Annotated in this window: 24 protein-coding genes; 9 read left to right on the forward strand and 15 right to left on the reverse strand. The window is 50.5% G+C overall.

The window, feature by feature from the left end; genetic code table 11:
• Positions 1 to 8: 8 nt before the first annotated feature.
• The 12 genes from D9T21_RS07110 to D9T21_RS07165 form a co-directional block, all read right to left on the reverse strand.
• Positions 9 to 317: a HypC/HybG/HupF family hydrogenase formation chaperone gene (locus D9T21_RS07110; RefSeq protein ID WP_123324351.1), complete on the reverse strand. Its 309-nt coding sequence runs from the start codon at positions 315 to 317 to the stop codon at positions 9 to 11.
• Complete coding sequence (locus tag D9T21_RS07115; protein WP_123324352.1) at positions 317 to 946, reverse strand: HyaD/HybD family hydrogenase maturation endopeptidase; 630 nt, start codon at positions 944 to 946, stop codon at positions 317 to 319. Before D9T21_RS07115 ends, D9T21_RS07110 begins: the two co-directional genes overlap by 1 nt.
• 196 nt (positions 947 to 1,142) lie before the next feature.
• Positions 1,143 to 1,451, reverse strand: coding sequence for a HigA family addiction module antitoxin (locus tag D9T21_RS07120; RefSeq protein WP_123324353.1), 309 nt, complete (start codon positions 1,449 to 1,451; stop codon positions 1,143 to 1,145).
• An 88-nt stretch (positions 1,452 to 1,539) separates the two neighbouring features.
• Positions 1,540 to 2,298: a Ni/Fe-hydrogenase, b-type cytochrome subunit gene (gene cybH, locus D9T21_RS07125; RefSeq protein ID WP_071978378.1), complete on the reverse strand. Its 759-nt coding sequence runs from the start codon at positions 2,296 to 2,298 to the stop codon at positions 1,540 to 1,542.
• Positions 2,299 to 2,333: 35 nt separating this feature from the next.
• Positions 2,334 to 4,142 carry a nickel-dependent hydrogenase large subunit gene (locus D9T21_RS07130; RefSeq protein WP_020745479.1) on the reverse strand — a complete coding sequence of 603 codons (1,809 nt, stop codon included), beginning with the start codon at positions 4,140 to 4,142 and terminating at the stop codon, positions 2,334 to 2,336.
• On the reverse strand, positions 4,142 to 5,218 hold the full coding sequence (locus D9T21_RS07135) for a hydrogenase small subunit (protein ID WP_020745478.1): 1,077 nt from the start codon (positions 5,216 to 5,218) through the stop codon (positions 4,142 to 4,144). The genes D9T21_RS07130 and D9T21_RS07135 overlap by 1 nt, the downstream gene beginning before the upstream one ends.
• A gap of 342 nt (positions 5,219 to 5,560) precedes the next feature.
• A complete protein-coding gene (gene hypF, locus D9T21_RS07140) occupies positions 5,561 to 7,867 on the reverse strand; it encodes a carbamoyltransferase HypF (RefSeq protein ID WP_123324354.1) in 2,307 nt (768 codons plus the stop codon).
• Positions 7,867 to 9,318 (reverse strand): nickel-dependent hydrogenase large subunit, encoded by a 1,452-nt coding sequence (locus D9T21_RS07145; RefSeq protein WP_123324355.1) that lies wholly within the window; start codon positions 9,316 to 9,318, stop codon positions 7,867 to 7,869. Before D9T21_RS07145 ends, hypF begins: the two co-directional genes overlap by 1 nt.
• A 32-nt stretch (positions 9,319 to 9,350) precedes the next feature.
• The gene (locus D9T21_RS07150; protein ID WP_123324356.1) at positions 9,351 to 10,346 is read right to left on the reverse strand and encodes an NADH-quinone oxidoreductase subunit B family protein; all 996 of its coding nucleotides are present in this window, start codon (positions 10,344 to 10,346) and stop codon (positions 9,351 to 9,353) included.
• Entirely contained in the window at positions 10,339 to 11,667 is a 1,329-nt protein-coding gene (locus tag D9T21_RS07155; protein ID WP_123324357.1) for a PAS domain-containing sensor histidine kinase, read from the reverse strand. Before D9T21_RS07155 ends, D9T21_RS07150 begins: the two co-directional genes overlap by 8 nt.
• 127 nt (positions 11,668 to 11,794) lie before the next feature.
• Complete coding sequence (locus D9T21_RS07160) at positions 11,795 to 12,433, reverse strand: GNAT family N-acetyltransferase (RefSeq protein ID WP_020745470.1); 639 nt, start codon at positions 12,431 to 12,433, stop codon at positions 11,795 to 11,797.
• Between the two features lie 367 nt (positions 12,434 to 12,800).
• Positions 12,801 to 13,163, reverse strand: coding sequence for a DUF3192 domain-containing protein (locus D9T21_RS07165; RefSeq protein ID WP_123324358.1), 363 nt, complete (start codon positions 13,161 to 13,163; stop codon positions 12,801 to 12,803).
• A gap of 215 nt (positions 13,164 to 13,378) precedes the next feature.
• Here D9T21_RS07165 and D9T21_RS07170 point away from each other — a divergent pair, with 215 nt between their 5' ends.
• Positions 13,379 to 13,663, forward strand: a complete 285-nt coding sequence (locus D9T21_RS07170; protein ID WP_123324359.1) for a hypothetical protein — start codon at positions 13,379 to 13,381, stop codon at positions 13,661 to 13,663.
• Here the strand turns inward: D9T21_RS07170 and syd are convergent.
• Positions 13,660 to 14,208, reverse strand: a complete 549-nt coding sequence (gene syd, locus D9T21_RS07175; RefSeq protein WP_123324360.1) for a SecY-interacting protein — start codon at positions 14,206 to 14,208, stop codon at positions 13,660 to 13,662. The two genes, D9T21_RS07170 and syd, sit on opposite strands and share 4 nt — an antisense overlap.
• A gap of 123 nt (positions 14,209 to 14,331) precedes the next feature.
• Here syd and queF point away from each other — a divergent pair, with 123 nt between their 5' ends.
• The 8 genes from queF (at position 14,332) to D9T21_RS07215 (ending at position 22,504) form a co-directional block, all read left to right on the forward strand.
• Positions 14,332 to 15,174 (forward strand): NADPH-dependent 7-cyano-7-deazaguanine reductase QueF, encoded by an 843-nt coding sequence (gene queF, locus D9T21_RS07180; protein ID WP_123324361.1) that lies wholly within the window; start codon positions 14,332 to 14,334, stop codon positions 15,172 to 15,174.
• 43 nt (positions 15,175 to 15,217) lie between these two features.
• Positions 15,218 to 16,720, forward strand: coding sequence for a GGDEF domain-containing protein (locus D9T21_RS07185; RefSeq protein ID WP_123324362.1), 1,503 nt, complete (start codon positions 15,218 to 15,220; stop codon positions 16,718 to 16,720).
• Positions 16,717 to 18,081 carry a nucleotide 5'-monophosphate nucleosidase PpnN gene (ppnN, locus tag D9T21_RS07190; RefSeq protein WP_123324363.1) on the forward strand — a complete coding sequence of 455 codons (1,365 nt, stop codon included), beginning with the start codon at positions 16,717 to 16,719 and terminating at the stop codon, positions 18,079 to 18,081. Before D9T21_RS07185 ends, ppnN begins: the two co-directional genes overlap by 4 nt.
• 106 nt (positions 18,082 to 18,187) lie before the next feature.
• Complete coding sequence (locus tag D9T21_RS07195) at positions 18,188 to 18,562, forward strand: DUF3192 domain-containing protein (RefSeq protein ID WP_105933852.1); 375 nt, start codon at positions 18,188 to 18,190, stop codon at positions 18,560 to 18,562.
• Between the two features lie 5 nt (positions 18,563 to 18,567).
• Entirely contained in the window at positions 18,568 to 20,190 is a 1,623-nt protein-coding gene (locus tag D9T21_RS07200) for a hypothetical protein (RefSeq protein WP_123324364.1), read from the forward strand.
• A gap of 216 nt (positions 20,191 to 20,406) precedes the next feature.
• Entirely contained in the window at positions 20,407 to 21,414 is a 1,008-nt protein-coding gene (locus D9T21_RS07205; RefSeq protein WP_105933854.1) for an isocitrate dehydrogenase, read from the forward strand.
• A 395-nt stretch (positions 21,415 to 21,809) separates the two neighbouring features.
• Positions 21,810 to 22,028, forward strand: a complete 219-nt coding sequence (locus D9T21_RS07210) for a hypothetical protein (RefSeq protein WP_123324365.1) — start codon at positions 21,810 to 21,812, stop codon at positions 22,026 to 22,028.
• Positions 22,029 to 22,072: 44 nt separating this feature from the next.
• Positions 22,073 to 22,504 carry a Dabb family protein gene (locus D9T21_RS07215; RefSeq protein WP_241155653.1) on the forward strand — a complete coding sequence of 144 codons (432 nt, stop codon included), beginning with the start codon at positions 22,073 to 22,075 and terminating at the stop codon, positions 22,502 to 22,504.
• A 72-nt stretch (positions 22,505 to 22,576) separates the two neighbouring features.
• Here D9T21_RS07215 and D9T21_RS07220 read toward each other — a convergent pair whose 3' ends face one another.
• Both D9T21_RS07220 and D9T21_RS07225 read right to left on the reverse strand, forming a co-directional pair.
• Entirely contained in the window at positions 22,577 to 23,893 is a 1,317-nt protein-coding gene (locus tag D9T21_RS07220) for a sensor histidine kinase (RefSeq protein WP_123324366.1), read from the reverse strand.
• Positions 23,894 to 23,905: 12 nt separating this feature from the next.
• Positions 23,906 to 25,450 (reverse strand): DUF3369 domain-containing protein, encoded by a 1,545-nt coding sequence (locus tag D9T21_RS07225; RefSeq protein WP_206427241.1) that lies wholly within the window; start codon positions 25,448 to 25,450, stop codon positions 23,906 to 23,908.
• Between the last annotated feature and the right edge of the window lie 2 nt (positions 25,451 to 25,452).

The following is a 25,452-nucleotide window of genomic DNA, read 5'->3' on the forward strand; positions in this document are numbered from 1 at the left end:
ATCTTGTGTTATTTTAAAAGCGGTTTTAAATGGTCTGGCAATTGTGGCTCGCGTTCGACCAGATCCTTAAAGCAATCGTCGAGGTCGACACTTTGGCCGGACATCACCCGTTCAATTGCGCTGACGGCCTCTTCCACCTGTTGTGCCCGCGCTTCAGTCAGCACTTCCCGGGCAGCGTCTAAAAAGACTAACAACCAGTCACCAGGCACTACATCGCCCACCAGCGAGGTATCAATCCAGCGCTGCTCTGCACCGCGCTGACAGTAAGCCTTGTGGCTGTCGGTCTGAATAACCTGAAATGGCACGCCAATACACATTACTTAGTACTTTCCCCTGCTGCAGCACTACCGATAACCCGGCTATCACCGGTGCGGCACGCTGCCTGCTCATCCGGACGGCCCTGTTCATAGTCGCTCAGGTTTAACTGACCCGGAGCCAATGCCTGCGCCGTTCCCGCGTTTCGCTGCGCAGAAATACCAAACTGCGTCAGATAGTCGAGCGCGATGTCGATAGCGGGTTGTACCTGCGCCTTTACTTCCTCGCGCAAACTGCCGCCAAAGTCTTCCAGTTCTACCGGCTGACACCCCACCAGCAATAAATCTGCCGGATAGTTACCGGTAAACTCGGCCATGGCTAAGACTTCCTGAAAACCGGTCTGATGCAGGCTCATCTGTTTAGCACCCATAAATTTAGGCACTTCGTCGTTATAGATAGTTTTTAAGGTGCCTGGTGCCAGGCCGTAATCAATAGCGTCGAACACCACCAGCACATCGGCTTCCTGAACGTGCTGTACCAGATAAATGCCCTGGGTACCGCCATCCATGATCTTTACGTTTTCGCCAAATTGGTAATCCTGGTTCAGCGCCTCAACACAGCGCACGCCAAACCCCTCATCGGCCCATAAAACATTGCCAATGCCTAAAATAAGTATTTGCTTTTCATTCATTCGATTTTGCACGGTGGTAAAACTCAGATTCTCTGGCGCTAGCGCTAATTACATTTCATTTACATACATCAAGTTGCATGCCAACTTAGTAAAAAATCAGGAAGCGCCGTATGGCGGGGTGTCACGGGGGGCGTTACAAGTAACCACACTAAAAAGAAGGAAATAAATATAACAAAACTATCCATCAAACGGAAAGTTACTTACCACCCCCTTTAGCGAATCGGCGGCTGGCATCGTACAGCTCCCAAAGCTGTTGTTTTTCCAGCCAAAACATGGGCGTTGTCTGAAAGTGTTGGGCCAGCCTGATAGCCGTATCAGCAGAGATTGCGCGTTGGCCTTTGATAATTTCGTGTACACGTCGGCGGGATATGTTCAACAGTCGGGCCAGCTCAGACTGGCTGATATTCAGCGGTTTAAGATAACAACGCTCGAGGAATATACCGGGATGTTCAGGCTTGCGACTACTCAGGCAATGGCTGCTAACATTGAGGTTGAAGGCTGTCATCCGGTTGCTCAGAAAAGTAATCAAAATAGGTTAAAGAAAAAAGGGACGCAGGCGGGGTCAACAATTGCCTGCATCCCTCTGAGGAGCCTTAATCCGGCTTATCGTCCTTAAACATCCGCCAGCCGCTGATCATGGTGGAGATCAGGCTTTGGCGTGACATGATGTCTTCACGAATTGCCACATAGACATGGATCATAATAAAGGTGATCAGATACCACATGCCCAGGCGATGCCAGGTATGTACATCCTGACTCTGGCCAAACAGCGGGATCACCCAGCCAAATAACGTATCCTGCCAGCTGCCCTGCCCGGCACCTTCACTGTAAAGCGCAAAGCCGGTGAAGATCATAAAGATCATGCCGAGGATAAAGAAAAAGAACATGCCCAGTTGCGCCAGCGGATTATGACCGATGTACTTCTTGGGCGTCTTTTCCATAAACAGATACCAGCGCACCTCGTGCCATACCTCTTTCCACCAGGCTTTGACGAAAAACTTCGGAAAGAACAGTTCACGGGAATGATGGTTACCCACCAGCGCCCAGTACAACCGGCCGATAAAGCCCACGGTTACCACGTAAGCCGCGGCAAAGTGGGCAAAACGAATGTAACCCATCAGGAAATTATCGCTGGCTTCACCCGGCAAGGTGGGTAAAGGCTGGCCGATAAAATACCCCGTCACGCACAGCGTGATGATGGAAAACACCGTTATCCAGTGCCATAAGCGCACTGGCGCCTCGTAAACATAGACCGCTGTTTGACGGCGGGTGATAACCTTCTCGTCACCACTGTGATGGTTATCCGTAAGCTGACTTCTCTCAACAGCTTTGCTTTTCACTGACGTAGACATAATTGAGTCTCCAGAGAGAGCACCTGGGTGCTCTCTTAACGAATTTTCACTTTAGTCAGTTCCTGACCATCTTCACTCATTACGTGTGTGGAACAGGCCAGACACGGGTCAAAGCTGTGTAAAGTTCGCAGGATTTCAACCGGCTCATCAGGGCGCTCCATGGGCGTATTGAGCAGTGATGCTTCAAACGCGCCGATATTGCCTTCTGAATCACGTGGAGAACCATTCCAGGTAGTTGGTACCACCGCCTGGTAGTTTTCAATTTTACCGTCTTTAATCTTAATCCAGTGACCCAGTGCACCGCGCGGCGCTTCGTTGGTGCCAACACCTTTAGCCTCTTTAGGCCAGGTTTTCGGATCCCATTTTTCCACGTTGGCGGTAGAGGTATCACCGTTTTTAATGTTATTGACCAACTGATGCCAGTCATCCAGCATCGAGTCGACACACAGTTCAGAATCCAGCGCCCGCGCCAGGGTGCGGCCCAGGGTTGAAGGCAGGAATTGCTTTAAGCCCAGGTCCATGCCGGTAGCCTGATTAAACGCCGACAGTGAGCGGTCAACCTGCTCCTGAACGTACTCTTTGCCAGAAGCATACGCTACGATATAACGTGATAGCGGGCCCACTTCCATGGCATGGCCTTTCCAGCGTGGTGATTTGATCCAGCTGTACTTAGCACTTTCATCAAGCTCTTTAATATTCGTTTTGGTGCCTTTAAAGTTTGGCCCCAGTTCAAATTTCGCTTCGGTTTCACCGTCCCAGGGGTGCAGGCCTTTAGCGCCGTTGGCATACTGATACCAGCTGTGATCCACGAACTCCTGAATTTCATCCGGATTACGCACATCCACCGGGTGTATCTCGTCCCAGTTGCCATTAATAATCGCGCCAGCCGGGATGAGGTCGGTGGATTTATCGCCCGGTACCACTGTATGCGTGCCATAACTCAGCACGTTAGAAGCTGCCAGACCGCCGCCGTACAGCCAGTCTTTATAAAGCGTGGCAATGGCGATCACGTCCGGAATGTAAACGTTTTTAATGAAGGCTTCTGCTTCGCGAATACGCTCCAGCACAAAGTTAAGGCTGGTCATATTAACCGGTGCGCCCGATGAGCCTGTACCGTCGAGGTTAATCGCACATGGCACACCGCCAACCATAAAGTTAGGGTGTGGGTTCTTACCGCCGAAAATAGTGTGGATCTTAACGATCTCTTTTTGCATATCCAGCGCTTCAAGGTAGTGCGCCACCGCCATCAAATCCGCTTCAGGCGGCAGTTTATAAGCCGGGTTGCTCCAGTAGCCATTGGCAAATAACCCCAGCTGGCCGCTCTCGATAAACTTCTTGATACGGGTTTGTACGTCGCGGAAATAACCCGGACTGGATAATGGATGTGACGACGATATTTTCTGCTGTAGGGCAGAGGTAGCTTTCGGATCGGCTTTCAGCGCATTAACCGGGTTCACCCAGTCCAGCGCATGCAGATGATAAAAGTGCACCACGTGATCGTGGATATTCAGGGTCTTATCCATCAGATGACGAATAAGGTGCGCATTTAACGGAATGTCGATGCCCAGCGCATCTTCTACGGCGCGAACACTTGTGAGTGCGTGGCAACCGGTACATACCCCACAAATACGTTCAACAAATGCCCAGGCATCACGCGGGTCACGGCCTTTTAAAATCACTTCCAGCCCGCGCCACATGGTACCGGTAGATACTGCATTGCGGATAATATTATTATCATCAACGTTTACTTCGCAGCGCATGTGACCTTCAATACGGGTCACCGGATCCACCACAATACGGCGGCCTGAGCTGTCGAGTAATTTAGAATTTAACGGCGTGTTCATTATTCTTGTTCTCCCTTATGCTGCGCGCGTTTCACCGCACTAACGGCAGCATGGGCAGCAATCGCTGCACCTACACCGCCAGCAACGGCAGTGCCTACTTCATCAGCGTTCGATTCGATACCGAACTGGTTAATGTCAGTCAGACGGTCATAGAAGGAACCTTTGTCCCAGAACCCATCTTCTGAACAGCCGATACAACCGTGGCCTGCCTGGATTGGGAAGGACGTGCCTTCGTTCCAGCGAACGGTCGAACAGGCGTTATAAGTGGTTGGCCCTTTACACCCTACTTTGTACAGGCAATAGCCTTTACGTGCGCCCTCGTCATCCCACTGTTCAACAAACTGGCCTGCATCAAAGTGCGGACGGCGGTAACATTTATCGTGGATTCGCTGGCTGTAGAACATCTTCGGACGACCCTGACGGTCCAGTTCCGGTACTTTGCCGAAAGTCAGCATATAGGTGATTACGCCGGTCATTACCTCTGCAATGGGCGGACAACCCGGTACTTTAATGATGGGTTTATCTTTAATCACTTTATGAATAGGAACCGCCTGAGTGGGGTTTGGACGAGCGGCCTGAACGCAGCCCCATGAGGCACATGAGCCCCAGGCAATGATGGCCGCCGCGTCTTTAGCAGCGTGCTTAAGCTGGTCAAGGAATGGCTTACCGCCAACAATACAGAACATGCCGTCTTCATTGAGCGGCGGATTACCTTCTACGGCAAGGATGTACTTACCCTTGTACTTCTGCATAGTCTCTTCAAGAATCGCTTCGGCCTGATGGCCTGCTGACGCCATTAGCGTATCGTCGTAATCCAGTGAGATCATCGACAGTACAACGTCTTTCACCAAAGGGTGCGCAGAGCGAATAAAGGATTCAGAACAACAGGTACATTCCAGTCCGTGCAGCCACAGCACAGGGGTACGTTCCTTGGTTTCCATGGCATTGGCAATACGCGGTGCAAACGCAGGGCCCAGGCCTAATGCAGCAGCCGTCAGGCTACAATACTTCAGGAAACTGCGACGGGTAATCCCCTGTCGCCGCATGACTTCGTAAAAGGTCTCTAATTGGGACATTCGGTCCTCCGGCAGTGATACCGCTGAAGTTACACTTACCTCAAATTTGCACGGCCAATGGTCTTGGTTTTTGTTCTGATGTAAGTTGCGTTCAGCTATTATTTTTCTAATGACACAGCGTGGTGTTTTGTTAGTACGCACAAGGCAGAATGCAAACAACAGACCAACTACAAAAACCATTTATTTTCATTGAGTTAGAATAAATCGAGAGAGAGTTACCTGAAGTCTACTTACCACTAGGCAGGGAAAGCGGAAAGTCTGTTTACACTGTGTTAACGGTGTTTCCAGACAGCAATGAATAGACGTATGGCAGAGCGAAAACTATGCCGGATAAATCTGATTTTATTGATTTTTTGCCAAAGCCACCAGGGCCTGACCAAAAGCAATCCCGCCGTCGTTCGCGGGCAGTTGCTGATGCGTGAGGACACTCAAGCCGCTGGCCTGCAACGTATCCTGCAGCGCCTCACCAAGCAGCAGATTCTGCATCACACCACCGGATAACACTACGGTAGTAAAGTCGTAGGCCGCTTTTAACTTTAACGTCATCTCACTAAGCGCAATCACCAGCCCTTTATGGAAAGCCAATGCCATAGCAGCTTTGCTCCGTCCCTGGCGTAAGTCCGTTAAAATCTGCTGCCACATCGCCTGGGGCACTATATGATTATCAATGATGTTGAGATGATAAGGTTCAACCTCTTCCTGACAGGTCAGAGCCAGCGATTCCAGCCGGATTGCAGCCTGCCCCTCGTAGGTGATTTGTACAGGGGCGCAGCCAAGCGCCGTCGCAACGGCGTCAAACAGCCTGCCAGCAGAGCTACTCAGCGGGCAGTTTAACTGCATTGTCAGCATTTTTTCGAAGCTGTTGCACATGGGGTCGGCAAACTGTGGGCAGATATCGATCATTTCTGCCAGTTGCCCGGCACTGAAGCATTGTCGGAGCTGTGCATAAAGCGAACGCCAGGGGGATTTAATAGCCTGTGCGCCGCCAATCAATGATACCGGCAACAACGAGGCAACCCGCCGCATTTCGGCATAACTGCCATATAAAAACTCACCGCCCCACAGGGTCTCATCAGTGCCGAAACCGGTGCCATCCAGGCATATACCGAGCACCGCTTCGCCGGCCAGCGGATACTCATTGTCGCCCAGACAAGCAGCTATGTGTGCGTGGTGATGCTGTACCCGGGTGAGGTGATTGCCCTGCTCTTCAAGACTTACGCCATGCTTTGTGGAAAGATACTCCGGATGCATATCACATACGTAATGCTCAGCAGCATTATCGTAGAGTTCGCGATAGAGTTGCAGGGTTTGCAGGTATTCATCAAAGGTACTGGCATCGTGCAAATCGCCAAGGTGTTGGGTAATCACCGCCCGACGCTCCTTAACCAGACACAGGGTATTTTTTAACTGACCGCCCAGCGCAATTAGCGCCGGCGCGGCAGGGAAACCTGGCGGTAATGATAGACTGGTCGGCGCATAGCCACGCGCGCGACGCAAGATCTGTGTACCATGTTTTCCCGCCACCACCACCGAATCATCCAGCCGATTGTGGATTGGCCGGTTGTGCAACAGCAACAGGTCGGCAATGCCATATAATTGAGAGCGAGCCGCGTCATTAGTTATCGCCTGAGGTTCCCCGGAACGATTCCCACTGGTCATTACCAGTGGAAAGTCTATCTCTGCCAGGAGCAGATGATGTACCGGCGAATAGGGAAACATCACGCCGATTTTAGTATTGTCAGGTGCAACCGATGGCGCAATTGCCCGGAGTTGGTCAGTTTTTTCCTGCGTAGACAACAGCACAACTGGCGCGGCGGGATGCCCTAACAGCGCCTCGTCCTGCTCGTTAACTCTGGCAAACTGTCTGATTGCCTCAATATTCGCGGCCATTAATGCCAGCGCTTTATGGGAACGCTGCTTTCGTTCGCGCAATCGTTTCACTGCCTGTTCATTAGTGGCGTCACACGCTAAGTGAACGCCGCCAATCCCCTTTATCGCTACGATTAAACCATCCCGTAATGCTTCCCCCAGGGTATGAAAAGGCATCTCGCTAGCCACAAGCTCACCATCAGGTGTTTCCAGCCAGCAATAAGGGCCGCAGTCCGGGCAGGCATTCGGCTGGGCATGAAAGCGGCGATCGGCCGGGTTGTCATATTCCTGCTGACAAGCCGCACAAAGGGTAAATTCCGCCATGGTGGTGGAGGCACGGTCGTAGGGAATTTGCCGGATAATACTCAGCCGCGGGCCGCAGTTGGTACAATTGATAAAGGGGTACTGGTAACGGCGATCGCCGGACTGCCAAAGCTCGGTAAGACAGTCTGGGCAGGTTGCGGCATCCGGTGCACAGCCGGTAGTAACGATACCCGACTGAGATACATCGATCTCAAAGGATGAAAATAACGGTAAATCCAGCGGCTCATAATGCATTGCATCAATCCGGGCCAGTGGCGGTAACTGCTGCGACATCATCTCAGCAAACTCACTAGCCCGTTCTTCATTACAGTTAAGCTCAATGATAACGCCACCAGCGTCGTTATAGACCCGCCCGGTGAGCTTTAACTCTGTTGCCAAACGCCAGATAAACGGGCGAAAGCCCACGCCCTGAACAATCCCGTTAACGCGTAAACGCATTCCCTTGCTGTGTGGCATTAATGCACCGTACAGGCCATACAGGGATCGAAAGAACGGACAATATGTTGCACCGACACCGGTGTTTTTTCACCGTTCATCACCGGCGCGCCAACTACCGCCTGTTCCAGCGCACCGGGCTGTTCATTTTTATCGCGGGGCGAAAAATTCCAGCTGGTCGGGGCGATAATCTGATAATTACTGATCTTACCGTTTTTAACTTCCAGCCAGTGACCTAAAGCGCCTCGCGCCGCCTCAACCAAACCAACCCCGGAGGCCTCGGCAGGCATTTCACCGTGATTACAAAAAGGCGCCCTGGGATCAATTTGTTTTATCCACTGCTCCATTTGCCCTACTACAATGGCTACTTCGAGGAGTCTGGCCACCACGCGGCTTAACACATTGCCACCATGGCGACTGATCATGTCACGCATCAGCGGGTGACCGTTAACCACCTGCCGCGCTAATGGCCCGACTTCCACTACTTCCTGACCTAAGCGAGGCGCCTTACACCAACTGTATCCCGCCTCATTGTCCAGTGTTGGCTGGGTAATCCCCTGCGCCGGCGGGTGCGGATGATCGCTGTCACTCATCCAACTATGGGAATGATCTTCAGCTATCCGGGAAATATCCAGCGGACTTGTCTGGCCATCTCTATAGCTGCCAGCAGCCCACATCGGCTCATCAAAAGCACCATAAGCGCCGAAACTGAGGAAATGATCCGTTGCCCTGCCAAGCTGGTGTAACTGTTGTACTTCAGCCACATGCAAAAAACGGCGGAAATCAGAGCTGTGCCAGGGCTTTTGCTGATACCACTGCCACAACTCGGCTTCGCTTTTAAGCTGACTAATGGTGGTCAGGCTATCGCCAAATAAAGTACTTTCCAGAAAACGCTTAAACCCGGCAACAATGGCCAGTAAACGCATGCGCTCTTTGGGCTCAATCGCTTTGGCTACCCCACCCGGCTGTAAACTCAGGGTGTGTGGCCACTTGCCGGCCATCAGTCCCATCAGGTGCAGAAAATCGGCGCGGGCTGGCAGCATCTGCGTTGCGGCAGAGCCTGCAGTGGCTTTAAACCGCCCCTGAATATCACCAAACCAGCTAGCGCCAGCGTATGTGTCGCGGGCAAAATCGGGCATAAAAAACAAATAAAAGTGCGTGATCAGATCGGTAATGTTCTCACTTGCCAGCACTAAGTTGGTACACAGCTCGCCGTTTTTCGGCATACTCAGTCCCATAGCATCGGCTAACGCCCGGGCACTGGCCACCGACTGGGTAACCGAGCAAATACCACAGATCCGCGGCGTATAAACCAGCGCATCCATGGGTTTGTGGCCCAGTAAAATTCGTTCAAACCCACGATACAGCGGCGAGTTTACTTCAGCTCGCTGCACTTTATCTTCGCCGGTTTCCAGAGTGATTTCCAGGTCCCCTTCCACGCGATTAAAGGGGCCTGCGATAATTCGGCTCATACTGCTACTCTCTGACCGCACATACTGATGGTTCAGCCTTTGCGTTTATGAATGGTGGGCGGATAAATTAGCTGCTCAGCAATGGCATTCTTTTTTAACCGTTCAGGCGTGGCCGCTTTAGACAATTGCGCCAATGCTACAAACCAAGCTTTGGGCATATCGGTTGGCAAGCCAACCGGGATCCCGGCGATTTTCGGCGTTTGGCAGAAACTGTGACCCGGCTCTTCAAACTCAGGCGCAGTACAGTTAATACACGGGTAGCCACCGTTGGTACAGGAGCCCTGACCATTCCAGGGCCGACTGTTACAGTCTGCATGCGCCTGGGTGCCTTTACACCCCATGTTTTCCATCATGCAACCGCGGTCGCCCATATCTACTGCACTGGCTTTATACTCATAGAATTCGTTCCGAGAACAGCCGTGATGCACCAGATGGTCCGCGTACATACGCGGACGACCAAACTTATCGAGTTGTTCATCATTGTGTTCACCCAACGCTATGCTCATCAGGGTTTCGGTTACCCAGTCAGGGTGCACCGGACAACCGGCGATATTTACCACCTGATCGCCACTTTGCGAAGTAAAATCCTTACCCAACAGACCACCCGCCATTTCGCCGTCAAATTGCAGGCCCGTCGCATCGGTATCATTTGCTCCTGCTGCCGTAATGCCGCCATAGGCCGCGCAGCTACCGACGGCAACAGTATAACGGGCAATGTCCGCCAGCGCTTTTACCCACTCAATCATGGGCTTGCCGGTACCGCCCATTATGTGAAACTTACCGGTGCCCATCGGGCCGGTCATCATAGAGCCTTCGATACAAAGAATATCCAGTGTAATGTCACCGGCCAGGATCCCCTCCAGCATAGCAATACACTCATCACCGGTGGCTTCGCTTAACGACGGATGCCACAGCAGGTTGATGCCGGCATTTTCAAACAGGGTTAGTACATCGGGGGATTCGGCATTGAGTAACGACATGGAACAGCCGCCGCAACCACCGGATTGCAGCCATAACAGATTAAGCATCAGCGGACTCCCGGTTAGGTAAAAACAGGCTGGCGATTGCACCGCCATCGATATGGTTGTCGATGGATAATTCGCCATTATGTTGCGAAACGATACCATAACTAATTGATAAACCTAAGCCTGTTCCCATTCCAACTGGTTTGGTTGTATAGAAAGGCTCGAAGATTTGCGGCGCATCATCGGGGCTGATCCCGGATCCGGTATCCCTTATGGTAAGTAGCACGCCGTCTTTATCTGCACTGGCATTGATGGTTAATCTGCGCGTCTCGGACGCAGCCATCGCATCTACCGCATTTTCAATCAGGTTAACCACGACCTGATGGATCTGCCCGGCATGGCCATAAGCTTCCAGTGGCCTTGGAATATTGTCTTCTACCTCTACCGCGTAATCGCTCTCTTTCATTATCCAGTGTAAAGCGGTATGCACCACATGACTGAGGTCGAAAGACGCCTTCTCCGACACTTGCGCAGAGGAGAACTGACGTAAATCATTGACGATTTCTTTTACCCTGTCTGCGCCTTCCATGGTGCCATCCACCAGCGAATTGAGATCCTTGATGGCTTTTTCCAGCCGCATATTTTCGCGCATCTCGCGCAGCGCGTCACGGCTTTCGCCATTGGCGACCGCATCAAAATAAGTGCTGAGTTTGTCGGTGTAGCGACGTAACACGTGCATGTTGCCATACACAAAGCTAATCGGATTGTTCAGCTCGTGGGCTACCCCTGCCACCAGACGACCCAGAGAAGCCATTTTTTCTGACTGAATAAGCCGTTGCTGGGCGAGCTGTAATTCAGCATGGGCGATATTGAGCTCTTTATAGGCTCTCTGCAGCTCGCCAAGAGGCCGTCCTACCAGCACCATACCTACAGACTTACCGCGATGATTTAAACGTGCCGTGCAATTTACCGATAACGGTACATTGCCCGACTTGCCCTGTAATTCCAGCTCATAATCACGCACAGGCTGAGCTCGCAGACGTTCGTAGAAACCCTGTACCTTGTCGTGCAACTCCGGGGCGATGAAGGTTAAAATAGAACGGCCAATCAGAGCCGATTCTGACTCTCCCACCAGCTCGGTTAAAGCCCGGTTAACCCCTTCAATAATACCGTCGTTATCACACACGACGAGCACATCGTTCATGGCACTTTGAATACTGTCAGAAAAGCTTTTGGCCTCTTCCAGCTCAACGTTTTTTTCTTCGACTTCAACCTGCGAGTGCACCAGATCCGCATAGGCTTCATCCATTTTCTGGATGACGCTAACCCATGCATCTTCATTCTGAATGGCTTGTATCGGATCGAAATCTAGAGAGTCGGACATATCTGCAGCGTGTGATTATCTATACAGGCACTATACCTGACGGGATTCGGCCCGCAAGACTGACAAGGCATTTTCTCATTAAAAGCAGGGCGAATTGCTCGCCCTGCACGGCATTATCAGCGACCGATTATGGTCTTGGACGGAACATAACCTGCCCGGTTTTATTAGCAATTTCCACCTGCGCGACCTTTTGGTAAAAGCCGTCGGAAAAGAAGGTTTCATATTTAGGCACGGTTACAAATACGCCTACCCCTTCTGAATCACGATGCTCAAGTAAGACACTGTCGATAGCCCGCATCAGCAGATGACCGAGACCGTGTGACTGATAGTCCGGATGCACCGCAATGAACGACAGCAGGTGATACTTTTCAGCTGGCATAGCAGAGCGAATTTTTTCCTCTTTCTCCAGCATTTGCCGGGTGCCGTAATAACCGGTGGTTAATAACATCTTTAACCGCCAGTGCCAGTAACGACCAGCCCCTGCAGCATTGTCTGGCCCCGTAAGACAGGCAACAGACAATAACCGCCCTTCATCAAACAAGCCAATAATAGGTTGCTCTGCTTCCCAGAAGGCAGTGAGTTCTTCGCGTATAGCCGAACGTAACCGCGATTCGTAGCCTTCTTTTTCGCTCTGGAATATTTGTAAAAAAATTGGATCGTCGTGGTAGGCGTTGTAAATGATGGATGCCGCAACTTTCAGATCTTCCGCTGATAAGTATGCTGCTCTGATTTTATCCAGGTTTTGTTGGATTTCCGCTTGTACCATAGCCTGTCTCCCGTGTTGTGGTGATGCGTAAACGCCAGTTATTGCGACCCAGGCCGCCCTCTCACTCAACCGCTCAGCGCTGCCGCTGAACAACAGCAAACTGAAAACAACAAGATTGGTCTTAAGAGTTACGTAATAGACGCACAAAAAGTGCATCAGTTCCCCACTCTAGCCGAAAAAATAACACCATGTAAATATACTGTTAACAATATTTATACAATTGGATAAATTTAACGATGAGGATTGAGTGCAACAACCAGGCAGGTAGTGCAACCACGCCATCATTAATGATGGCCGGCCAGACAGCAACAAGCCCGATAAACGGGATGCTTATCGGGCTTGTCAGTAAGTATGAATGATGGGCGGATTAGATTTTACGAACCGCTTCTTCACCCCAACCAATCAGGCGATTGTCTTTAAAGACCAGTGGCGTGCACTCGTCCTTAGTGGTGATGCCATCGTCCTCGGTACGCTGCGTGCGATAGTAAAGGATCCGATAAACATGATCGCCCTCGCCTACCATTTCGTTGAAGTCGGCAACACCCATCTTGCGGGTAACGTCTTCAAAGTGCGCATTCACTTCCAGGTTGCTGATATGTTTGCGGTTATTATACTCGCGCTGCTCCCAGCTGGCCTGATAGTGTTCTCTGTCGTCATCACCCACGGAGATAATACAGCCAGACAATAACATTGGTGCTACCAGAGCAGTACAAAGCATTAATTTTTTCATAGTGGTTCCCTGTTGAAAAATAATAAGTCACTAATGAACTTCAGGTAATCAAGAATGAGGCCAATTATAACTCATTGAATTTTAAGGAAGTTAAAAAATAACCACTTGGCGACACTGCTAACTATCGGTATGATTAGCGAAATTTTCGTTGTTTTGACTAACCTGTTACAGGCCGAGCCAGCCATACGAGTCAGTCACCAGTTAAGAGTAATTTCATGTCCTCTAAAGAAAACCATAAAGCCCTGGTCGAAATCTGCCATACACTGGCGGCCGAAGGCTTAACGCCGGGTGTAGGCTTATTACGTGGTAGAGCCCCTTTTAAGGTAAGTGTGCTGGATGCCATCGAGGCGATAAAGGTTTTTAACCAACAGCATGTGCAGGTCAAAGCTCAACCGAAAACACCGGGCGACAGGGAGCGTATCGCTGAGCTGGAAAAACGGGTTGAACAGTTAGAGCAGGCTCTCGCAGTGATGGAGAGCCGGCTGGCAAAGCTAAGTTAAGCGGCTGGCGTCAGGCCATCAAGAAAGGTCGCCAGATCAGGTGCCAGGCATCGGGAGGGTAATTTACCTACCTGTTCCAGCACCACTTCGCCTGAGGCATTATCCACAGACAAAATAAAGTCGTCTTCATCGGTTAAACCAAAAAATAATGTGGGCGGCTGTTTTAGTCGCTGCTTCATTAACAGATGGCCTATAAGGTTTTGTTGTAGCCGCTCGAAGTCCTCTTCACTGCACACCTGCAATAGTTCGCAGTTGCCCTGTTCAGCCTTAACCGGCAGATTAAAACTCCAGTAAGTGGTAAAGAACTTACAAAACTGCTCGTTCAGGGTGATGTGCAGCGCGTTTTCGATGTTGGCAAAAGTATATTCACCTTCCATCGGCACGGGCTGCCAGGCGCAGGGCTCTCCCTGGCTGGGGTTCCCAACATAACAGGGGGATGCTAATTCCGCTTCAAACTCAGTGGTCATCAGCGCGGGCTGAGATGCTGCCGCCTGTTGTAAATCGCGCATTAACTTATGCAATGATTGTTGAACTATATTCTCCATTGCTATTCCATATCAGGTATACTAAACCTCTATAGTAAAGAATTTATGGCACTTTAAACACCAGCTTGGCATATTGAATGCGCGTGCCATGATTAATCAGTGGTAAAAAAGTTACAGGACAGCATGACAGTAAAGCACTCTTCGTCACCGTCTCTTCCCGCCAACCTGACACTGGGTCAAAAGGTTGACTACATTGAACAGTATACGCCTGAGCTGCTGCAAGGCGTGCCTCGCACACTAAGCCGTGAGCAAATTGGCGTTTCGCAGCCCCTGCCGTTCGGTGGCGTAGATATCTGGAACGGTTATGAGCTTTCGTGGCTTAACCCGAAAGGCAAACCGCAGGTCGCCATTTTACAATGCCGCGTGCCCATTGATTCGCAAAACCTTATCGAATCTAAGTCTTTCAAACTTTATCTGAACAGCTTCAACCAGTCGGTTTTTGGCAGTGCAGATGAAGTGGCCCGACACTTAACCAAAGATTTATCGGCCTGTGCCCAGGCGCCGGTTGAGGTGCAATTATTCAGCGCCGGTCAGTTTGGTGCCCTTCAGCTTGGTGAACTTGACGGCACCGTGATTGACGATCTGGACATTGAAATCAATGCCTACGAGCCTAGCCCGGAGCTGCTCACAACCGGCGACCAACAGGTTTCTGAAACCCTGGTGAGTCATTTGCTGAAGTCTAATTGCCTGATCACCAGCCAGCCTGACTGGGCCAGTGTGCAAATTCATTACGAGGGCGCGGCCATAGACCACGCGGGACTGCTGGCTTATCTCATCTCGTTTCGCCGGCATAATGAGTTTCACGAGCAGTGTATCGAGCGAATTTTTTGTGATTTAATGAATCGTTGCAAGCCGCACAAGCTAGCTGTCTATGCGCGCTACACCCGCAGAGGTGGATTAGATATCAACCCGCTACGGGCGAATTTTGATTTCAATGTATCGAACAATCGGTTAGCCCGGCAGTAGCATGCCGGCGGCTTTTTTGGCTAATAAGGAGCTTGCATAACACATGGAAGCGAAACAACTCCAATCGCTGCGTGCTCACAGCGAGCAACTCGCAGGATTTATAGTCCGGCTCACCAGTTACTATGAGGGGCTATCGGCAGAGATTGATAAAGAGTTACAGTCCCTGCGCGGTCATTTAAGTGGCAAGATTGATTTCACTCTGGCCACCCTATCCATGAATAAAGTCAGCCAGCTAATTATGCTGGAGCCCTACTCAGTAAAAACCCTGACCCAGGCCTGGATACGCCAGTTGGAAGAAGATATCCAGGCATTTCAGCGTCTGGTGACTGAGCCGGCGGCCCGTAGCCAGGCAGCCAAAGCCAGTAGCGCTTTGAAAAAGCCCATTAAAGGGATCAGTGCCGTACTGCCGCTCTATCAAAAGGTATTGAAATGCTATCAATCCGGCATGGGCAATGCTGAAGAGTCGGCGCCTGACAACCAACCGAATAATCGAACGGTACAACTTAAACAAAACCTCATCGATGAACTGGGTCAGCTGGTACAAACCTATATCCGGGTCAACCCGGAGGATGACTACATCGCTTCCCTGCAGGAAAGGCTTGGCCAGGGTCTGACCGAAGAAGAGCTACTCAACAGCTGCCTGATCCTGATCCGGGTAATGGTTCAGGAAACCCTCACCGAGGCCAATACGGCCGGTAAAATTATTCAGCGACTGAATAATGCGCTGGGTAATATTAACGGTGATGTGCAATCCAGTATCTCAAAAAGTGCCGAGAGCTTTGAGGCGCGCCAGTCTCGCAACCAGGAATTGCGAAACGTGCTGGAAGACATGGAAGACGCACTGGAAGGCGAAAACAATATCGACGACTTAAAGCAGCAGGCGCAACACTATCTGGGTCAGATGGCTAACTCATTGAGTGCTGGTGAAGAAGCCGAGCGCCAGGAGCAGGAAGGCCTGATGTCACTGCTGGTGTCCATGCAGCAACAGCTCTCGTCACTGCAAAAGCAAACCGACTCATACCGTAAAAAGCTGGTTGAACAGCGCATAAACATGTACACCGACCCGCTCACCCGGGTGCCCAACCGCATGGCTTACAATGAACGGGCCTCAAAGGAGTGGGATCGCTGCCAGGCGCAGAACAAGCCACTGAGTATTGCAGTAGTCGACGTGGATCACTTTAAACGGATCAATGATAAGTACGGCCACGCCGCCGGTGATAAAACACTCCAGGCCATAGCCCGCCACCTGAAAACCAACCTGACCAGCAGCGAGTTTATGGCACGTTGGGGCGGTGAAGAATTTATAATACTGTTGCCCGATCATGCCAGTGACAAATTGTTAAATCGCCTGAATGAGTTGCGCGAGGGGCTGGCTAAGCTACCCTTTAAATTTAAACAAGAGCGCCTGACAGTCACAGCCTCCATCGGCGGTACCCAGTGCCGTACCGGTGAGAAGCTCGACGCCGCCTTCGAGCGGGCCGATAAAGGGCTATATAAAGCAAAATCCGATGGTCGGAATCAGGTGGTCATTCAGGATAACGAATGAAAAAAATTCAGCTAAACCCTGTAGGTTGGATGAGCCAACTCTCCCAACTTGAAGTCAGCAAGCTTGAAGACACCACAAACAGTAATCTGTATCAGCTCTTCCGTAACTGCTGCCTGGCAGTACTTAACAGCGGTGTGGATGAAGACAACTACGAAATGTTGTTTGCCCCGTACGAATCATTCGACATTCGGCTGATTAAACGGGAACGGGGCGTCAAACTCGAACTAATCAATCCGCCGGAAGTTGGCTTCGTCGACGAGCGATTAGTAAAAGGTGTTCACGAGCATCTGTTCTCAGTGTTACGCGACATGCTTTACATGGGCAACAAGTACGCCTTTGTACACGAGAACGCTCCTCTGGATGGTGGCAGCATTACCGATATGGTGTTCGATATGCTGCGTCATGCCAAAGTCATCGAACGCAACAACGAACTCAACACAATAGTATGCTGGGGTGGCCATTCCATTGGTCTTAAGGAATATAAATACACCAAGGAAGTAGGCTATCAGCTGGGTCTGCGCGAAATGAACATCTGCACCGGCTGTGGACCAGGGGCCATGAAAGGCCCGATGAAAGGCGCCGCCATTGGCCACGCGAAACAACGCTATCGTGACGGCCGCTATATTGGCATCTCCGAGCCCAGCATTATTGCCGCCGAGCCGCCTAATGCCATCGTCAATGAGCTGGTGATCATGCCTGACATTGAAAAACGTCTGGAAGCCTTCGTTCGCATAGCGCACGGCATTATTATCTTCCCTGGCGGCGTAGGCACCGCTGAGGAACTATTGTATTTACTTGGTATTCTTATCCATGAGCGAAATGCCCAGCAGCCTTTCCCGGTAATATTAACCGGCCCGGCTGGCAGCGAGTCTTATTTTGAGGCTATCCACGAGTTCGTGGGCGCTACGCTGGGGCCCAAAGCACAAAATCGCTATCAGATTATAGTGGACGATCCGGTGGAAGTTGCCCGGGTACTTGGCCAGGGCGTTAAAAAGGTTGAGCAGTTTAGACTGGCTATGGGAGATGCGTTCAGTTTTAACTGGTCAATGAAAATCGAAGATGACTTCCAGCAACCTTTTACCCCCACCCATAAATCCATGGCGGCGCTAAATCTGCACCGGGAGCAACCGCTGTCTGATTTAGCAAATAACTTACGCAAAGCATTTTCGGGGATTGTGGCGGGTAACGTAAAAGCCGAAGGCATTCGCCAAATCCGCGATTTTGGCCCGTTTAATCTGTCTGGTGAAGCCGATTTAATGGCTCGTATCGACGCCTTGCTGAAATCCTTTGTGGCTCAACAACGCATGAAATTACCAGGCACGGAATACCGGCCCTGTTATAGCATTAACCGTGATTCATAATCAGTAACATTCTTAAGGCTGACAGTGTGGCCTTAATTGGATAGACTACTATTGATTAAGGTCCGGCAGGGCCAGAATGAATTAACCAGTAAAACGACAAAGATAAATGAACAGTAAAGCAATCCGACTTATTTTGATCGGCGTAGCCTCTTACGCGGTCCTTGCTTTTTTACTCATCGCCTTTTATCCGGACAAGCCGGAGAATATGGACTGGCAGGACCGGGAAGAGTATAACAAAGTGCAGATTTCCAAACTGGAGCTGGGTATTACCCGCGCCGAAGTAATGGCTTTACTGGGCACGCCGGATATTACCGAAGCAAAAATGCAGGATAGCCGTGAGATCCAGGTAATGTTTTATCGTACCCAGCACGTTCGTGCCGACGGTATGACAACACAGGATGAATGCACGCCGCTTTTATTCGAAAACGAAGCCCTGATTGCCTGGGGTGACGGTGCTTATCAAACCTACCTGAGTAGTTAATTAATTTGACGGCCATGCTGGCAGCCTTGCAGGAACTGGTGCGAGACAGCGAGGCGCTGCCGCCTTTGCCAGCCCGGGAAGCAGCACTTCTTTCCCGGTATCTTGATGTCAGCGCCCGCTGGCTCGATTTTGCACAAGCTCATCTTCCACTGCTAACGGTAATTGCCAGCCGCCCTTACAACTCCACTGAGCCGACAAAGCATTTATGGTTGCGCCATATCTCAGTATATTTATTGCTATGCTTACGCAATCGGGTGAATCATCACACCCAGCAGCAAGGCGTTGCGGCGCTGTTGTCCTATTATCAGTTAAAACAGCAGTCATTACTCAATAAACAGCGACTGAGCAGTACAATTAAACAACTCAGCCGTTTTGGCCAGCAATACTGGGCAGCACATGTTCTGCCGGCACGCAAACGACCGCCCCTCTACAGCGATTGTTTCGATATTGCCTGGTTATGGCAGCGCTACCTGTTGCGGGCTACGGTCAGCGACTTTAACGATATTCTGGCAAAACTGGCGATGACACTCCCGGTCACCGGACAGCAGCTTCTGCATGCCCTTACAGACTATCCCGGGCTACTTCACGAAGGCTTAATAATAGCCTCCGGCCAGCATATCGGGCCGGTGATGAGTCAGCTAGAAGATCAGGTGCTTATTTATTCAAACACTGAGGAACAGTTTTGCTGGCTGGCCAAAAATCAGGTTCGCCTGATGCACAAACAATCGCTTAGTGTCGAACACTGGTTCAGCCTGGTTAGCAAACTGGACGAACAACCGGAAGAAGGTGAAGTGATACGTTCGGGCGATCATGGCTGGGCACTCCCCGTTAGTTATCTGACATCACGCCCGCCGCTTAGCCTGCAAACACTGTTAAAAGCGCTTAATGATGCGGACATCGCGGTCGACAAAATAGTCGCGATGGTAGAAGTTGAGCCGGCTTTCAGTCATTTTCTGACCGATGCTGCATCAAAGGACAACCGCATGCAGTTACCGGTGCAGAATGTAAAGCAAAGTATTCTCACCTATGGCCTTGAAAGAGTCGGTCATATGCTTGTGCAGTATGCCCTCTTTCAGCGTTTAACCCAGCACTGGTTTCCGTTACTCGACTGGTATTCACGGTTGGCTCAGACAGCTATTTTGCTCAGCAGCGAACTGGCTAATGGCAGTGGCCGGATAACGCCTCAATATGCCAGCCTGGTGACCACAGTCGCCCTGTCGCCGTTGTTTACGTCGGCACAGGAAAAAGGCAAAACCGCGGTAAACCACAACGACCAACGGCTATTTGATGTCACAACACTGCTGCAAAATAATGCACAACAAGGTAATAGTGCCACCCGACAACGCCTTATTTCCCTTGCCAGCGCCTGGGAGCAGGACAAAGGGCAGTCAAGGTTGATAGCCTGTTGTGGCCGGCTGCCACAGGATGTTCCCGGGCTATTACGCCTGCCCCATTGTATCAGTGGTTTGAGCCTGATCTGGGCCCGGCAATGGCTGCTCGGGCATAAGCCCTGTGCACAAACGACTGAGTTTATCCAACAAACCCAACAGGCATTTCCTCAGCTGACTGCATTGCAATCGCAACTGCAGCCCAAGGTCAGTCACCTGCTCAATTGCCCGTTAACATAGCAGCAGTCATAGGGCCTTAATAAACGCTGTTTATAAGCACTATGGCCTATTTAACTACTCATTTAGTCTTGCATCATATACACTTATGCCTGTGTAAAGACACCCTACAATTGATTACAAAAACGCCAGAGAAAAACCCTCTTGCGCAAAAATTACGCTACACTTATCAAAAAGCAAACGACCTAACGAATCAGTAAAAGTTATTAAGGATCTCTGATGACTCAACAACGCATTACTGTCATCCGCGGAGATGGTATCGGCCCGGATATTATTGATGCAGCAACGCAAATTTTAGATAAAGTAGGCTGTGACTTTGCCTATGATTACGCTGATGCCGGCCTGATGGCGCTGGAAAATCATGGCGAGCTATTACCTCAGGAAACGCTGGATCTGATCGCCAAAAACAAGGTGACCCTGAAAGGCCCGCTGACTACCCCGGTTGGCGAAGGCTTTACCTCAATCAATGTAAGCCTGCGTAAGCAATTTCAGCTCTATGCAAACGTACGCCCGGTATTGTCTTTCAAAGGTACTAAGGCGCGTTACGAAGATATCGATATTATTACCGTGCGCGAAAATACTCAGGGCATGTACTCTGGTCTGGGTCAGGTAGTTTCTGAAGACGGTACCGAAGCCGAAGCGCGTAGTAAAATCACCCGTGAAGGCGCGGAAAAAATCGTGACTTTCGCCTACGAATTAGCTCGTCGCGAAGGCCGCAAGAAAGTGACCGCTGTACATAAAGCGAATATCCTTAAATCGACTTCAGGCTTGTTCCTGAAAGTCGCTCGCGAAATTGGTGAGAAATACCCGGATATCGAGTCTACTGAAATGATCGTAGACAACGCCTGTATGCAACTGGTAATGAATCCTCATCAGTTTGACGTAATTGTTACCACTAACCTGTTTGGTGACATTTTGTCAGACCTGTGTGCCGGTCTGGTTGGCGGCCTGGGTATGGCGCCTGGCGCCAACATCGGCGGTGAATGTGCCATTTTTGAAGCGGTACATGGTTCAGCACCAGACATCGCCGGCAAAAACCTGGCTAACCCTACCAGCGTCATTCTGGCTTCTGTACAGATGCTTGAGTACCTGGGCATGGCTGACAAAGCCGAGGCCATCCGTTCAGCCCTGAAAGATGTGATTGAAAGTGGCGATCGCACTACCCGCGATCTGGGTGGTCAGCACGGCACTACCGAATTCACTCAGGCAATGCTGGAACGTTTGTAAGCTGCATTTCGCTTTCACTGAATAATAGCAAGTCTTCGGACTTGCTTTTTTTTGTCTGGATAATACCAATCCGCATAGGAGTTTACCCTCTCAGAGTGAGTCAAAACGACTTAGATCACGACGCGTTCTCTGCGGCATAGTCATTCTATGTCCAGAGGGCGCAACACAGATGTAAGTCGTTTTGGCCACTCCCTTCGGGCAACTCCCTGAGGGTGAGCTGGCAGGCTTTCTGGCGTTGTTACGCTTGCTTGATTTGGAACCACCAAACCTGTGCAACCAAGCCTAGCCACAAAACCTGCCAGTCTTGCTGAGAGGGTAAACCTCTATGCCGATTGGTATAAAGTGAACTTTTTTTGTTGTTGTCTCGAATCAATGGGAGCAATAAGGAGAAAGTCATGTCTCAGACAACGTCGAACAACAGCATCGCTAATATGGCAGCCGTGCAAACTGCCATTGCTAATCAGGACAGCGCCGAACTTAAGCAACTGCTTGACGGGCAAACACTCGATCCATTACAAAAAGCTTACCTGAAGGAACTGGCGGACATCGGCAGCGACAACCAGATCTCGCAAATTATCGATAATGCACCAGAAAAAGGTGACGCCATGACGTAGCTAATTGACGGCAGAGTGTGCAATGATGGGCGCCTGGTCATTTTATGAGTAAAGTTATGTCAGACTCCCAATCACAACGTCGTCGTTTTCTGTTAACTGCGGGCGCTGCCGCCGGTGCTGCAGCGCTGGCACCGGTATCAGCCGTTTCGGCCGGCGAAGTAACTCTGCCAGCAATTCGCCACAGCGTATTTTTCTGGTTAAAGAATCCAGGTAATCAGGCCGACCGGGAAGCCCTTATCGCGGGCCTTAAGACACTGGCTGGCATAGAAACGGTGAAAGGCATACAGATAGGCGTACCGGCATCCACCGAGAAACGTGAAGTGGTCGACAATAGCTTTGACGTATCAGAAATGCTGTTATTTGATAATGTGGAAGGGCAAAACAGCTACCAGTCGCACCCCGTCCACCTAAAGTTTGTGGAAGACTGCGAACACCTCTGGCGCAAAGTGGTCGTTTACGACTCCATTGCTGTGTAAGTAAGCTGTTCGGGCTACGCTGAATGCCAATTTAATCAGGTAGCCTGGCTTAAAACCACCATTAACAGCCGGTTACGTGCTTTTCGGACTGATATCCAAAGGCAGGGTAAAGGCAAATTCCACGCCCTTCTGTGATGCCGACTTGAACGCTAAATCGCCTTTGAGTTTATTGGTTGCCAGCGCTTTAACGATGGACAACCCTAATCCGCTTCCGCCCGCTTCTCTGCGAGTGGTAAAGTAGGGCTCAAAGACAGATTGCTGATCTTTTTCCGGTATGCCATTGCCATTATCACGATAAATTAACTTCAAGGCTCCGCTATGAGAGTCTATTTCGCTGTGTAAGGCGATCTGCTTATTTTCGATGCCGGTAAAAGCATGGTTAATCGAATTAAACACCAGGTTAGTGATAATTTGCGATAACGCACCAGGGAAAGACCACATCACACAATGGGGTATTTTTCCGACTATAAGTTCGATGCCGTAACGTCTGAGTTCCGGCAGAATACTGTTAGTCGTGCTGTTAAGCACGGGCTCCAGTTCAAACCGGATGGCCTGGTCGGCGCCCTGGTTCACGGCATTGGCTTTAAAGTCCCCAATGAGCTTCACTGCTCTTTCCAGATTAAAGGCCAGCAAGTCCGCCACGTCTTGTGACTCCTCCACAAAATGACGAAAAAAAGACTCAGTAAGCTTGCCTGAAGAGAAATGCTTGTTGAGTTCGTTCAGTGACTCATTTAAATGGGACACCCCGGTAATAGCTACCCCAAGTGGGCTGTTGATTTCATGAGTAACACTGGCCACCAGCCTGCCAAGGCTCATCAACCGTTCTTCTTCAGCAAGGGCTTCATAGGTTTTAGTTTGCGGCAGGGGCGCCGTTGCAAAAGTTTCCACTGAAAATAAAGGCGACTCGGTAATTCGGCATATGGTGGGTAGCAAGCTTTCTACCATCTGGCTGATGACCTTCAGTTCATTGCCTTCGGGCTCCTCACCGCCTAACTCAAACACTCCCATATAATCTTCGCCACAACCACACAACCAATGGTGTATCCAGGGCACGGATAAGGTTTCTCTGTCGGCTAACAAAGCATGGCTATGGCCGGCAGCGCTGCTGAATACCTGCATGTTATGAACGGTGGATAAATGCTCAATATACTGTTTGGTTGCTGCCGTTGGCGACCGCCATGGGTATTCCCGCGAAGGGTTACTCCGCCCTAGCACGATGGGCACCCAATCGGCACTGTGAGTGGAGAGCACCCATAAGGTACACATAAACTCTTCGGGTAGCCGCTGTTGCAGGCCATCAACAGCATATTGCAACAGCGTAGTACTTTCTGTGTGACTACGGATGAGTCCAGCCCATTCATACGTCCAGTCCAAGCGTTCTGTACTCATTGAAGCCCTTCCCTAGTCCGGATAGCGATTACGGATTTCCCAGAAGTCCTCGAAGTTATCAAGCAGTAAATCAACCAGTCTTGGGTCAAAATGCTCGCCCTTTTCCTTCAGTAGCTCTTCACGAATGGTTTCTTTAGCCCATGGCTCCTTATAACAACGTTTGGAGCCAAGTGCGTCAAACACATCCGCCAATGCAGCAACACGCCCGGCAATCGGAATATCCGAGCCTTTTAAACCCAGCGGATAGCCCTTGCCATTCCAGCGCTCATGATGGGTCATACAAATCATGGCCGCGACTTTGAGAATGGGCTTGGTCGATTTTCTGAGGATATCGTGACCCACTGCAGCATGGGTTTTCATGGTTTCCCATTCTTCTAAATCCAGCTTGCCGGGTTTGTGCAGAATGCGATCAGGAATGGCCACTTTGCCAAAATCATGTAACGGTGCAGCCCGCTTAATCACCAGGCATTCCTCTTCTGGTAAACCATATAACTGGGCCAGGCGATAACTCACCAGCGATACCCGTTTTACGTGGGCCCCGGTTTCCTTACTGCGCATCTCAACCGCATCTCCGAGCAGATAGACCAGCTCGCGCTGGGTATCCAGTATTTCCTCGCCCTTGAGTAAACTTGCGTAGGTCAGCGCAACATTAAAGCAATAGATATCGAGTAATTCCTGCTGCGCATCGGTTAGCTTGCCGTTGGTGTCAACATACAGCAGTGACTGGTAACCACTTTCGGTTTCGGTATAAAACACATAGCCTTCCTCGCTATACAGCGACCGGCCTTCTTGCAGGGCTTTGTCGAATAAGCGCTGCACCGACTCCGGCAACCCTTCAGAGTCATCTTCGGCTATAACGTCGGCCATTGAGCCGGTGGCAGCCAGGATCCGTCGCTGACCATTAAACCCTTGCTCAGAAAAAGTCGTGCAATACACAGCGCTGGAATCTAGTTGCAACAGGTTCATGATCTCTTTAAGCACCGCTGTTGCAAACTCGCTCATGGAATTCGGCTTAAGCATTTTACTGGTACTTTCTATTACCTGGCGTAATCCTTTGCGATGGCTATCAATAGTCTGAATATCCCGGAAAGAGCGCAAGCCGCTGTACATCAGGGTTTTAAGTTTCTGGCTGGTTAACTCAGTTTTCTCTTTGTAGTCATTGATGTCGTAACGCTCAATCACTTCATGCTCCGGGGCCTGTCCAGGCTGCCCGGTTCGCAGCACTAAGCGAACCAGATGGTTGCCCAGCTCATTACGAACCTTATGTACCAGGTCCAGCCCGGCATGATCAGTTTCCATCACTACATCTACCAGTGCCAGCGCTATGTCTTCATTGTCGGCGAAGATCTGCAGGGCTTCCCGGGCTGAGTAGGCATGTAAAAAACGGATCCGCTTGCCATCAAAACGAAAACGTTTGAGGGTTAAATCGGTAACCTTATGCACTTCGACTTCGTCGTCAATGATCAACACGGTATAACCGTACTCCGCATCCGCCGGATCAGTTGGTACTTTTTCGGCCGATGATGTTTGCGATGCAAAAAGTGGGTTGGATATCACTG

This window comes from Marisediminitalea oceani, from assembly GCF_003731635.1.
Lineage (GTDB): Bacteria > Pseudomonadota > Gammaproteobacteria > Enterobacterales > Alteromonadaceae > Alteromonas > Alteromonas oceani.